Here is a 12,022-nt window from a genome sequence, read left to right on the forward strand (position 1 = left end):
CTCACCACCAGCGTCTCACGAGTGAGACGCTGGTGGTGGGTGTCTCATTGTTGATACACTCTGCGGCATGGACTTTCGTGCAGCGCTGTCCGTGTTCCGAGAATCTGGCGGACACGGCGTGGGTGAGCTCGCGCTCCGGAGCGGGATCAGTCGACCGACGCTGTACCGCCTGTTCGGCGGAGCGGTGCCCAGAGCTGACGACCTCGCCGAACTCGCGATCGCCTGCGGATGGGAACTCGACTTCGACCTCCGCACGCTGAGTGACCCGATGGCCGGTGTCGCGGCCCGCCTCGAGCTCGGGGACGACACCGTCCGCGAGTGGGGTCGCGAAGCCGCGGACTGGCGGGGACGTCTCCGTCGGTTCGTGGAGACCAACGCTGGCGAGCCGCACGACCTCGCACTGATCGCTGAAGCCGGCCGTGCCACGGCGCCGGCGGACCGCCCCGGAGCGGCGTTCCTGCGGGGCGACCATCGTGACGTGGATCGACTCGTGTCGGCCGGCAGAGCGTCGGGGCAGCGGTGGGCGCTGTCCGGTTGGGCCGCGCTCGACGCGCTCGGCATCGACGTGGACGGCCCGACGGTCTTGTGGGTCGAGGACGTCCGGGTCACGACGCAGCTGCTCGGCGACTCCTTCCGCGCCGGCCGACGGAGCACCGCGGACCTGTTCGTGGTACGAGCGCACCCGTCGGTGTTCTCCGGCTCCACCACCGTCGACGACGTCGAGCTGGTGTCGCCGCTGCAGGCCTCACTCGATGGCATGGGTCTCGGCGGCGAACTCCGCGAGCGACTGACCGGACACCTCCGGGAGGGCCGATGACCGAGGAGCCGCCGTGGGGGGACGCGCTGGGTGGGTACGTCCGCCGCCCAGGATTGCAGCGTCACGACACCACACCGGATGACGTCGTCGCATCGCGGGTACAGGACACGACGCCGGACGAGACAGCTGCCGCGACGCACGTGCGATGGGACGCATCGCGGATCGACTTCGAGCGGATCCAGCCGTCGTCCGTCGACCGTGCCCTGTTCCGCTTCGAGCAGTCGTTGCCTGATCTGGTGTGGAACGCCGCGGCGCTCGAGGGCAACACCTTCACCCTGCCGGAGGTCCGGACGCTCCTGGACGGTGTCACCATCGGCGGCAAGAAGATCGAGGAAGAGGAGCAGGTCCTCGCGCTCGCGGAGGGGTACACGCGGGTCGACGACCTGGTGCGACGCGGGGCGTTCGCCCTGACCAAGTCGGTGTCCGACGACCTCCACGGGCGCGTCGCCCGACACGAGGCCATCGAGTCGGGGGCGTTCCGCGGTGAAGGGTCCGTCGGCGGCGGAGGCACCGTCCGGCTCGCCAGCGGCGGTTCCGTCGAAGGGGTTCCGCAGGCGCTGCTGCAGGAACGGTTCCAGCGCATCGTGGACTTCCTCGACAGCCTCAGGGACCCGCGCGAGCGCGCGCTCGGGTACTTCGCCGCAGCGACCCGATCGCAGTTCTACTTCGACGGCAACAAGCGGACCGCGCGGCTGATGATGTCCGGCGTCCTGATGGCGGGCGCCTACGAGTCCGTCAACATCCCGTTCGCGCGCCAGTTCGAGTTCAACAAGGCACTCGACACGCTGTTCTCGACCGACGATGCCACGCCGATCATGGCGTTCATCGCGGACTGCGCAGGGTGACGGACGACGATGGACCGCCAGACCTGTCCCCGATCGCGCAGCAGCTCGCTGCCGTCAGTCCTCGGGCAGCGGCGAGGGCAAGCGACCGGTCACGTTTGTCATCCTCGTCGAAGTGCTCCGCGACCGTGCCGTCGTAGGTGCCGGAACGCACGTGCACCCGCGGACCGCCGTTCGGTGTGAAGCCGAACCGCCCAGCGATCGACTCGCTGACCGGCTGCCACGCGAGCGAGGCGAGCACCGGCTCGATCGCGTTCTCGCGGCACCACGACACCACTGTGTCCGTGCCCTCGATCACCGGCAGCTCCGCCAACCAGCCCTCGACCTCCGACACCCGGTGGCCGCTCCACCCACGGGCGTCGATCGCACTGACCTGCTGGTTGGACAGCTCACCGGACGCGTACGCCGCTTCGGCGTCGTCGAGGTCGCGCTCGTGATCGAACCGACGTGCCAGGAAGCTGCTGCTCGACATCGAGGTGACCAGGGTCCCGTCGATGTCGAAGAACACGATGCCGCGGATCGTCAAGGGGCGGTGCTGGTCGCGCTGATGCCGAGGCAGTGAGCGAGGACGGCTTGCTGGACCGCCAGCAGCGCCTCCTTGAAGTGATGACCGACGAAGGCCGGATGTGCGACCGCGTCTGCGCTCACCTCGCGTCCTCGGACGAACGGTGGGCACGGCGCCAAGCGGACGCCGACCGGAGCCGTGTCCAGGAGATCCGCCGTCACCCGGTAGGGCTCGAGCTGCTGCGCGTGGCGTCCGGGCCCGTCGGTCAGCACGACGTCGGCCGAGCGGATCGCGGTCGTCAGGTCGCCGTTCCAGCGGGCTCTCGGACTCTGGAGGCCGTCCGGGCAGCACTGCACCAGGTCGAGACCGAGCACGTGGGCGGCTTCCTGCCACGCTCGGCTGATGTTGCCGTCCGCGCCGACGAACAGGAACCGCTGGTCCTGCAAGGGCCGCTCCGAGCGCAGCGCGAACAGGTCGGCCAGCACCTCGCACGGGTGGTTCTCACCGGTCATCGCGTTGACGACCGGAACGGTTCCAGCAGCCGACAACGCCTCGAGCACCTCGAGGTCGTCGTGCCGGGCGATGACGATGTCCACCCAGTTGGCGAGGTAGCCGGCGACGTCCGACAGCGCCTCGTCCTTGTCGAGGGTGGTCGACGGCAGGACGATCGGCTGCAGGCCCATCAGCGACGCGCCACGCTCGAAGGTCACCCTGGTCCGCAGGCTCGTGGGCGGGAAGAACATGACCGCGCATCCCGCGGTCACCGGCCCCGATCCGTCGCGGTAGGCGGCAGCCAGTGCGAACACCTGCTCGATGTCGTCGGTCGTCCAGTCGTCCAGTCGGATCAGGGAACGCATCCCACCACCGTACGGGGCGGGCGGGTTGGCACCCGTCCGTGCCGTCAGCGCCACGCGCCTACGCTCCGCAGGATGACGGACGAACGACGACGCGAACTCGGCACGCGTGACGCACCGGTCGAGGACGAGCTCGTGGAGTCGTTCGAGGCAACCGTGGAAGAGGGCGCGGAGCGGCTGCAGCGCACCCTCCGTGCGACGCTCATCACCGGGTTCTTCGGCGGGCTCGAGGTCGGACTCGGGGTGATGGCCTACCTGGCGGTGCTGCACGAGACGGACAGCCACCTGCTGGCGGGGTTGGTCTTCGGCATCGGCTTCATCGCGCTGTACCTGGCGCACAGCGAGCTCTTCACCGAGAACTTCCTGATGCCCGTCGCCGCGGTCGTCGCCCGCGAGGGGAGCGTCCTGCAACTCGCCAAGCTCTGGGGCGGGATCCTGCTCGCGAACCTCGCCGGCGGGTGGGTGTTCATGTGGCTGCTCGTCCAGGCGTTCCCCCAGTGGCACGACACCCTCGCCGAGGCCGGACGCCACTTCGTCGACGCGCCGTTCGGGCTGCAGAGCATCGTGCTCGCCGTGCTCGGTGGCAGCACCATCACGCTGATGACCCGGATGCAGCAGGGCACGGACTCCGACCCCGCCAAGCTCGTCGCAGCCGTCGCCGGCGGGTTCCTGCTGGCAGGCCTGCAGCTGTTCCACTCGATCCTCGACTCGCTGCTGGTCTTCGGCGCGATCCAGGGCGGGACGGACATCACGTACGGACAGTGGCTCGGCTGGTTCGGGTACACGCTGCTGTTCAACGTGCTCGGCGGTCTGGTGCTCGTCACCGCGCTGCGGCTGGTGCGGACCAAGGAGCTCATGCAGCGCCGTCGCAGCGGTTCGCGCGACGACCCCGACCGCGCCGAGCACGAGCAGCCCCCGGCATCGTGACCGGACGTCGGCGCGTCATCGTTCGTCACCATGCGTGACGCACGCCGCGACCCGTCGTAGCGTCGCGATCGTGACGGAGCCCACGAACCCCACCGAGCCCACGAACCCCACCGAGCCGCCCCGGCAGATCCGGTTCAACGCGTTCGACATGAACTGTGTCGCGCATCAGTCCTCCGGGCTGTGGCGGCACCCCCGCGACCGGTCGCGGAACTACCGCGACCTGACGTACTGGACCGAGCTGGCGAAGACGCTGGAGCGCGGTGCGTTCGACGGCATCTTCATCGCGGACGTGCTCGGCACCTACGACGTCTACGGTGACTCGAACGAGGCGGCGCTGCGGACCGGGTCACAGGTCCCCGTGAACGACCCGATCCTGCTGGTGTCGGCGATGGCCTCGGTGACCGAGCACCTGGGCTTCGGCATCACCGCCGGCACCGCGTACGAGCACCCGTACCCGTTCGCCCGCCGTGTCTCGACGCTCGACCACCTGACCAGGGGTCGCGTCGGCTGGAACGTCGTGACGGGCTACCTGCCGAGTGCCGCGCGCAACATGGGCCAGACGGACCAGCTCAGCCACGACGACCGGTACGACGTGGCCGACGAGTACCTCGAGGTCCTCTACAAGCTGTGGGAAGGGTCGTGGGAGGACGACGCCGTGGTCGAGGACCGCGAGACGGGCGTCTTCACCGACCCGGCGAAGGTGCACCCGATCGAGCACCACGGCACGCACTTCGACGTGCCCGGCATCCACCTGTCCGAGCCGTCCGTCCAGCGCACGCCGGTGATCTACCAGGCCGGAGCGTCGCCGCGGGGCATCGCCTTCGCGGCCGAGAACGCCGAGGCGATCTTCGTCGGGGCGCCGACCCTGCCGCAGCTCGCCGCCACGGTCACCAAGATCCGCGACGCGCTCGAGGCCGCGGGTCGTGACCGGTACGCGGCCAAGATCTACACGCTGCTCACCGTCATCACCGACGCCACCGACGAGCTCGCCCGGGCGAAGTACGAGGACTACCTGTCGTACGCGTCCGAACTCGGTGCCCTCGTGCTCAACTCCGGCTGGATGGGTGTCGACCTGTCGCAGTGGGACCTGGACGAACCGCTCGGTGACGTCGAGTCGAACGCGATCCAGTCGGCGGCGGCGAACATCTCGGCGGCGACCGGCGAGGACGGCAGCGCCTGGACGATCCGCGACCTGGCCCGGCACACCGCGATCGGTGGACTCGGACCGGTGGCCGTCGGCGGGGGAGCGACCATCGCCGAGCAGCTGCTCGACATCCAGCGACAGACGGACGTCGACGGGTTCAACCTGGCCTACGCCGTGACGCCCGGCACGTGGGAGGACGTCATCGAGTTCGTCATCCCCGAGCTCCGCGCCCGCGGCGCCTACCCCACCGAGTACGTCGAGGGCTCGCTCCGTCACAAGCTGCACGGTCGCGGGGACCGGCTGCCCGACGAGCACCGCGGCGCCGGCTACCGGATCGCCAGCGACGCGGTCGTAGGCTGACCGGGTGATCGAGTCGTCCGTGGTCGTGCGTGCCGCAACCCCGGACGACGTCGACGCCTGCATCGACCTGTGGTGCGCAGCCGTCGCTGCGCGAGACGGAGTTCCCGAGCACCCGGCCGTCCGGGATCGTGCCGCGTCGAAGTTCGCCGCCCCGAGCGTGGCACTGCTCGTCGCCGACGGCCCCGTGGGTGCACTCGACGGCTTCGTCCTGGTCACGGAACCGGGGACCGGGCGCCCGACCGACCCAGCGGACGCCGCGTACCTGTCGTTGCTGGCCGTGCGGCCCGAGGTGCAGGCGTACGGCGTCGGTCGGCGCCTGCTGATCGAGGCCGTCACAGCGGCACACACCGACGGACACCCGGCCGTCGCGTTGCACGTGCTGGCGGACAACGTCCGTGCGGTCCGGCTCTACGAGGCCGCGGGCTTCCACCCGACGGGCCACGAGTTCCCGCACGCCGTGACGGGCGTCCCGACCCGCACCTACGTCACCCGCTGACGGACAGGAGGCCCGGTGCCAGCTGGCACCGGGCCTCCTGTCCGTCGTCACGTGCGCCGCGCCGGGGGCGACCTGGCCCACCGGTCCGCCGACGAGACGTCGTCGTGCCGCACGGGCCGCGGCGGCTGCTCGCCGTCACCGGGACGGACGGGACCGTCCGACGGTGTCGGCCGGGGCGCGAGGCCGGTCGTCGTGCGGAACCCGTCGCGGACCACCTCCGCGAAGAGCGCGTCGACGATGACGGACTCGGCGTCCCGGAGCAGCGCGTCGTCGACCTCGGGCGGCTGCACTGCTGCCACGAGTTCCACGGTCGCTCCCTGGTTGCGGGATCAGCCGGCGAGGGCCTGCTGGTCGGTCGGCGCGCCGCTCGTGACCTGGATCTTCCGGGGCTTCGCCTTCGGGGTGACCGGGATCACGAGGGACAGCACGCCGTTGTCGTAGTGCGCGGAGATGGCATCGGAGTCGACGCCCTCGCCCAGGCTGAACTGGCGCAGGTACGAACCGTGCGGGCGTTCCCGCAGCAGCCACCCGCCGCCGTCGGTCTGACCGGGGGCGGTGCGCTCGGCGCGGATCGTGAGCAGCTGCCCGTCGACGTTGATGTCGACGGAACCCGGGTCGATGCCGGGCAGGTCGGCGTTGAGCACGTACTGGTCGCCGTCGCGGTGCAGGTCGACCGGCATCGGCCTGAGCGTCTGGCGGCCACCCAGCAGGGCGCCGGTCAGGCGGTCGAGTTCCGAGAGAGGATCGAACGTCACAGCCATGATGAAGATGTCCCCTTCCTGATGTCGAGTTGTGGTGTCCGGGGGTTCGTCACCGGACACGATCAGACGGTAACGCCGTCGCGGATCCGGTTCCTCGAACGGCGCTGGAACATCGCTTCGAGCTTGCTCGGAACGCCTCAGACCCGCCACTTCGGACGCGGGGCGGCGAGCTCGCCGGCCTGCATCGTCGGGTAGGTGATGAGTTCGAGCGTCGAGCCCCACGGCGTGCCGACGTAGACGAAGCGGTTGCCGCAGCCGCTCTCGTTCCCGCCCAGGTCACGGGGCTCGGCGTAGCGCCGGCCACCCACGGACTCGACCCGGGCGAGTGCCGCGTCGAGGTCGTCCACGTAGAAGGCGACGTGCTGCCAACCGAGGTCGCTCGGTCGGGCGGCACCACGCTGGCCGCGCCCGTGGTACTCGAACAGCTCGAGCCCGGGACCGTTCGGCAGCGCGAGCATCCGCAGCGCCCCCTGGGCCATCGTGTGCGGGATGCCCAGACGCTGCTGCACGTCGCGTGTCCTGCGGACCGGTTCGCTGCGCAGGAAGCGGTCGTACAGGACGACGGCGTCGAACCCGCGGACGAAGAAGTCGGTCGCGGTGTCGATGTCGGGCACGGTGAGCCCGATGTGGTCGATGCCTCGGATCGTCCCGGTGGGGACGGCTGCGGCGGACGCGGCGGTGGATGGTGCGCGCGGTGCAGTGGTCGTCATGGCCGTCTCCCCGGACGTCGGCTGTGGTGGACTCGACGAGTAGACCGCCTGGTCCGCCGAGCGGCAACGGGAGTCGGTGCGCCGTGCGGGGAACCGTCGTGATCCTGCGTGATCACCACTCACTGAGCAGGCGTACAGCGCGCCCGTCAGTCGGCGGCGAGCAGGGGAACCAGGCGTTGCCGCAGCGCGAGCACGGTCGGGACGACGGTCGCGAGCGCCACCAGCACGAACGCGGTCAGACACATCACCGACAGCACCGGGATGCCGAAGTCCGGTCGGACGAGCGGGTGCCCCGTCGCGAGCACGGTCGTCAGTCCGGCCCCGACGACCAGGACGACCGCGACGGCCTCGATCAGGGCGGTCCCGGTCAGCACGACCGCCTCGGACAACGCCGTCAGCACGACCCCGCCGTGCGTGCCCCCGGCCGAGCGGATGAGCGCGTGCTCACGGTCACGCACGCTGCTCGACATGGACACGCTCGCCGTGGCGCCGCCGAGAGCGGTGGCGATGGCGCCGCCGACCAGCAGGACGAGCGCCTGCAGGCCGAGCGCGCCACCTGACGCCGGAGCATCCCCGGCACCGGCGGCCGATGCGCTGCCGGTCACCGTGTCGACCGCGGTGAGCACGGCCGGCAGGGCGATCGCGATCACCATGACGGTCACGGTGCTGGTGCTGCGGGTCAGGTCGTACCGGACGGTGTTGCGCGCCAGGTACCAGGACGCCGAGCGGCGCGGTGGCACCAGCGCGGTCCAGGACCGGAGGACGAGCGGCGTGAGGACCGGTGCGACGGCGACGACCACGACGACCGCTGCGAGTGCGCCGTACATCGCGTTCGAGCCGGCGTCGCCGAGCGGGACGGACCCACTCGAACCGATGCCGAGGACGGCGACCGCCAGGGCCGCGACCGCGAGCACCCAGCGGGTCGCCGTCATCCGGGTGGCCGACCGTGACGGGCCGCGCAGGGCCTCGATGGCGAGCACCCGGCCGGCCGCCCGCGTCGACCGGCGTGCGCCGAACGACGCGAGCAGGACGACGACCGCGACGCAGCAGAGCGCATCGACGGCGGTGTACACCACCGGGATCCGCGGCAGACCCGACGCGGACCCGAGTGCCCAGTCGAGCACCGGCCCGACGAACAGGAACCCCGAGAACCCGCCGACGAGCCCGCCGACCGCGGACACGAGCGCGATCTGCAGCTGGACGACGGCCGTGATCCGGCGCGGGGACACCCCCGCCAGCTGCCACAGCGCGTACTCGCGACGCTGTAGCTCGACGGTCAGGTTGGTGACGGTGTTGACGACGGACACGACCGCGACCGACGTGACCACCACGACGCCCGCGCCCAGGCTGGCGTACGCGGCGAAGAACAGCTGCGCTGCCTGTGCCTGGTCGAAGCCGGGCGGCAGCTCGGTCAGGCCGGAACTCCGGACCAGGTCGGCGGGGTCGAGTGCGAGCATGTCCACGCCGGTCTGGACGACACCGGCGGCCAGACTCAGCGCCGCACTCGCGACGATCGCGACGAGCAGGGCGCCGATCCAGATGCGGCGGTGGGTGGCCATGCTGGCCAGGGTCAGGCGGATCACGTCGGTCCCTCCTCAGGCTGCCGCGAGCATCGGGACGAGGCGCTGGCGGAGCGCGAGCAGCGTCGGTACCACCGTGGCCAGGATGACCAGCACCAGCGCGGCACCGAACACGCCGGCGGCCGGTGGCACGCCGAAGTCGGGGCGGACCGACGGGTTGTGCGCGGCCAGGCTGGCGGCCAGGCCGAAACCGGTGACCAGCAGCACGACGGCTGCCTGCACGAGCGCGGTGCCGGCGAGGATGACGCCCTCGAACACGGCGGACAGCAGGACGCCGCCGGGGGTGCTGCCGGCGGACCGGACCAGCGCGTGCTCGCGGTCGCGCACGCTGCTGGCCATGTACACGTTCGCCGCGACACCGGCCAGGGCGATCACGAGCGCTCCGCCGACCAGCAGCAGCAGGGTCTGGTCGCCGATGATGATGCTCTGGGAGGCGTCTGGCGTGTCCGGAGTGGCTCCGGTGCTGGTGAAGACCGCGTTGGCCGCTGCCAGTCCGCCGGGCAGCGCGATCGCGATCATCATGACGGTCACGGTGCTGGTGCTGCGCGTGAGATCGTACTCTGCGGTGTTGCGGGCGAGGAACCACGAGGACGACAGTCGCGCGGGGACGATCGACGTCCACAGCCGCAGCAGCGGCGGCGTGACGAGTGGCGCGAGGGCGACGAGCGTGACCGCCGCCGTCAGGGGGAACATCGCCGAGGGGACGGCGGCCTGGTCGAGCTGCAGGTCACCGATCGACAGGCTGTTCGACACCGTTGCCAGCAGCAGCAGGGCGGCCAGGATCCACCGGATGATGGTCATCCGTCCGGCGGCGCGACCGGGACCACGAAGTGCCTCGATCGCCTGGACCCGACCGGCGCGGCCCGATGCGCGGAGTGCGCCGAGCACGGCGATGACGACGACGACCAGGGTGGTGAGCACCGCGTCGAGCGGGTCGTACAGTGGCGCGACGGGTGGGAGTCCGGAAGCCGCGTCGAACCCCGCCGTGAAGACGCGCGGTGCGACGGCGAAGCCGACGAGTGCGCCGACGGCGGCGCCGACCAGGCTGACCAGGGCGACCTGACCACGGACGATCGCGGCGATGCGCGTGGGGGAGACACCGGCGAGCTGCCAGAGCGCGTACTCACGACGCTGCAGGTCCACGGCGAGGTTGGTGGTCGTCGCGACGACGACCATCGCGCACACCCCGGAGAACAGGACGATCACGCTGCCGAAGAACACGAAGAAGTACTGGATCGCGTCGGCAACCTGGTCGATGGCGTCGGCCGGGACGCCGTGCAGCCCTGATTCGCGGACGAGCGCGACGGCGTCCAGCGAGCCGATGTGGATGCCGGTGTGGATGACGGTGGCGGCGAGGCTGAGCGCCAGGCCGGTCGCCACGGCGACGATGAGCGTGCCGATCCAGATGCGCCGCTGGGCGAGCATGCCCGCCAGGGTCAGGCGGATCATGCTGCGGCCTGACCCGCGGGGCGATCGTGCACGGCGCGGAACACGGCGTCGGCGGTCGGGTGCGTGAGCTCCTGGTGGACGGCACCGTCGCGCATGACGAGCACACGATCGGCCAGGGCGGCGGCGTCCAGGTCGTGGGTGACCATGACGACCGACCGGCCGTGGTCGGTCTGCGAGCGCAGCAGCTGCAGCACGGCGTCACCGCTGATCGTGTCCAGCGCGCCCGTGGGTTCGTCGGCGAAGACGAGACCGGGCTGCATCGCCAGGACGCGAGCGATGGCGACGCGCTGCTGCTGACCGCCGGACAGCGCACTCGGGCGGTTGTGCTGGCGGTCGAGCAGTCCGACGGCCTGCAGGGCCGCGTCGATCTGCGCCGAGCGCACGTGGCCACGGGCAAGGCGGGCGGGCAGCGCGACGTTCTCGCGGGCCGAGAGCGAGGGGATGAGGTTGTAGGACTGGAACACGAACCCGAGCTGCTCGCGCCGCAGCTTGGCGAGCGCGGAGCGGTTCAGACGGCCGATGTCACTGCCGGCGATCCGCACCGTGCCGCTGGTGAGTGGTTCGAGGCCGGCCAGACAGGTCAGCAGGGTGGACTTGCCGGAGCCGGACGGCCCGACGATGCTGACGAACTCGCCCTGCTCGATGGAGAGGGAGATGTCGCGGAGGATCTCCACCGGGGTGGGGTCGGAGAGTCCGGGGAAGGACTTGTGGACGCTCGTGGCGTCGAGGATGGCAGGCATGGGCGCTCCTGGTCGAGGACAGAAGCCATGAGTCTGACATGTGGAATTTCACAAACTGCTGTGCGTCGCGGTCAGGCTGGCGGTACCGGCACCCACGCCGGGTACGTCGCGGATCGACCGTCGCCGGAGGATCGCCGGGTGATGCGCCGCCCGAGCCACGGTGCGACGTGCTCGCGGTAGTAGCGCAGCTCGGTGCGCAGCCGGCGTCGTGGGAGTGCGGGGACGACGGGCTCGGTCGCGAGCGGTCCGTCGGCGATGGCGTTCAGGGCCAGGTCGGCCACACGCTGGTGTCCGACGGGGTTCATGTGCAGCCGGTCCGCCGACCAGAACTCGCCCCGCCCCAGGTGCGGGTCGCGGGACACGTCCACGAACGGCAGGTCCCGTCGTGATGCGAGCTCGCCGACGGCCTCGGCCCACGCATTGCCACGGCTGTTGATGAGCGACCCGAGGGGGAGTCCGGCACTCGGGTCCGCGGGGCTGAGCAGTGCCAGCCGGATGCCCCGAGCGGCGACGGCGTCCGCGGCGTCCTCGAGCAGGTCGATGAGCGGCTGCACCGCGTACCGCGGGCGGAGCATGTCGTTCCCGCCACCGCAGAACGTGATGAGCGTCGGTGCCGGGTCGAGTGCGAGCGCCGCGCCGAGCTGCCCCTCGAGCACGCCGGCCAGCAGGCGACCGCGGACGGCGAGGTTGGCGTACTCGACCGGACCTGGGTGCATCCGCGCCAGACCGCTCGCGAGCCGGCCCGTCCAGCCCGGGAACGGCACGTCGCCGTCGTCGCCCAGGCCCTCGGAGAAGCTGTCGCCGATCGCGACGTACCGGATGGTGTCCATCGCACCA

Annotated in this window: 14 protein-coding genes; 5 read left to right on the forward strand and 9 right to left on the reverse strand. The window is 71.1% G+C overall.

Features of this window, described 5'->3' with window-relative positions; translation table 11 throughout:
- Positions 1–67 precede the first annotated feature (67 nt).
- Positions 68–817 carry a helix-turn-helix domain-containing protein gene (locus tag ACLBWP_RS06550; RefSeq protein WP_447654558.1) on the forward strand — a complete coding sequence of 250 codons (750 nt, stop codon included), beginning with the start codon at positions 68–70 and terminating at the stop codon, positions 815–817.
- The gene (locus tag ACLBWP_RS06555) at positions 814–1,662 is read left to right on the forward strand and encodes a hypothetical protein (RefSeq protein ID WP_447654560.1); all 849 of its coding nucleotides are present in this window, start codon (positions 814–816) and stop codon (positions 1,660–1,662) included. The genes ACLBWP_RS06550 and ACLBWP_RS06555 overlap by 4 nt, the downstream gene beginning before the upstream one ends.
- Here ACLBWP_RS06555 and ACLBWP_RS06560 read toward each other — a convergent pair.
- Both ACLBWP_RS06560 and ACLBWP_RS06565 read right to left on the reverse strand, forming a co-directional pair.
- Positions 1,640–2,185 (reverse strand): HAD family hydrolase, encoded by a 546-nt coding sequence (locus ACLBWP_RS06560; RefSeq protein WP_447654561.1) that lies wholly within the window; start codon positions 2,183–2,185, stop codon positions 1,640–1,642. The genes ACLBWP_RS06555 and ACLBWP_RS06560 overlap by 23 nt on opposite strands.
- Positions 2,182–3,021, reverse strand: coding sequence for an ornithine carbamoyltransferase (locus tag ACLBWP_RS06565; protein WP_447654562.1), 840 nt, complete (start codon positions 3,019–3,021; stop codon positions 2,182–2,184). The genes ACLBWP_RS06560 and ACLBWP_RS06565 overlap by 4 nt, the downstream gene beginning before the upstream one ends.
- A gap of 72 nt (positions 3,022–3,093) precedes the next feature.
- Here ACLBWP_RS06565 and ACLBWP_RS06570 point away from each other — a divergent pair, with 72 nt between their 5' ends.
- The 3 genes from ACLBWP_RS06570 (at position 3,094) to ACLBWP_RS06580 (ending at position 5,945) form a co-directional block, all read left to right on the forward strand.
- Entirely contained in the window at positions 3,094–3,945 is an 852-nt protein-coding gene (locus ACLBWP_RS06570) for a formate/nitrite transporter family protein (protein WP_447654563.1), read from the forward strand.
- A gap of 70 nt (positions 3,946–4,015) precedes the next feature.
- A complete protein-coding gene (locus tag ACLBWP_RS06575) occupies positions 4,016–5,449 on the forward strand; it encodes an LLM class flavin-dependent oxidoreductase (RefSeq protein WP_447654564.1) in 1,434 nt (477 codons plus the stop codon).
- Between the two features lie 4 nt (positions 5,450–5,453).
- Positions 5,454–5,945, forward strand: a complete 492-nt coding sequence (locus ACLBWP_RS06580; protein ID WP_447654565.1) for an N-acetyltransferase family protein — start codon at positions 5,454–5,456, stop codon at positions 5,943–5,945.
- A 47-nt stretch (positions 5,946–5,992) separates the two neighbouring features.
- Here the strand turns inward: ACLBWP_RS06580 and ACLBWP_RS06585 are convergent, their stop codons facing one another.
- The 7 genes from ACLBWP_RS06585 to ACLBWP_RS06615 all read right to left on the reverse strand — a co-directional run bounded on the left by ACLBWP_RS06585 (position 5,993) and on the right by ACLBWP_RS06615 (position 12,015).
- Positions 5,993–6,244, reverse strand: coding sequence for a hypothetical protein (locus ACLBWP_RS06585; RefSeq protein ID WP_447654566.1), 252 nt, complete (start codon positions 6,242–6,244; stop codon positions 5,993–5,995).
- A 30-nt stretch (positions 6,245–6,274) separates the two neighbouring features.
- Positions 6,275–6,706 (reverse strand): Hsp20/alpha crystallin family protein, encoded by a 432-nt coding sequence (locus tag ACLBWP_RS06590; protein ID WP_243563134.1) that lies wholly within the window; start codon positions 6,704–6,706, stop codon positions 6,275–6,277.
- A 137-nt stretch (positions 6,707–6,843) separates the two neighbouring features.
- The gene (locus tag ACLBWP_RS06595; protein ID WP_243563135.1) at positions 6,844–7,416 is read right to left on the reverse strand and encodes a VOC family protein; all 573 of its coding nucleotides are present in this window, start codon (positions 7,414–7,416) and stop codon (positions 6,844–6,846) included.
- Between the two features lie 146 nt (positions 7,417–7,562).
- A complete protein-coding gene (locus ACLBWP_RS06600; RefSeq protein WP_447654567.1) occupies positions 7,563–8,999 on the reverse strand; it encodes an FtsX-like permease family protein in 1,437 nt (478 codons plus the stop codon).
- A 12-nt stretch (positions 9,000–9,011) separates the two neighbouring features.
- Positions 9,012–10,445: an FtsX-like permease family protein gene (locus ACLBWP_RS06605; RefSeq protein WP_447654568.1), complete on the reverse strand. Its 1,434-nt coding sequence runs from the start codon at positions 10,443–10,445 to the stop codon at positions 9,012–9,014.
- Positions 10,442–11,185: an ABC transporter ATP-binding protein gene (locus tag ACLBWP_RS06610; protein WP_447654569.1), complete on the reverse strand. Its 744-nt coding sequence runs from the start codon at positions 11,183–11,185 to the stop codon at positions 10,442–10,444. Before ACLBWP_RS06610 ends, ACLBWP_RS06605 begins: the two co-directional genes overlap by 4 nt.
- 71 nt (positions 11,186–11,256) lie before the next feature.
- Entirely contained in the window at positions 11,257–12,015 is a 759-nt protein-coding gene (locus ACLBWP_RS06615) for an SGNH/GDSL hydrolase family protein (RefSeq protein WP_447654570.1), read from the reverse strand.
- Positions 12,016–12,022 lie beyond the last annotated feature (7 nt).

The sequence above is a fragment of the Microbacterium sp. M1A1_1b genome, from assembly GCF_053345565.1.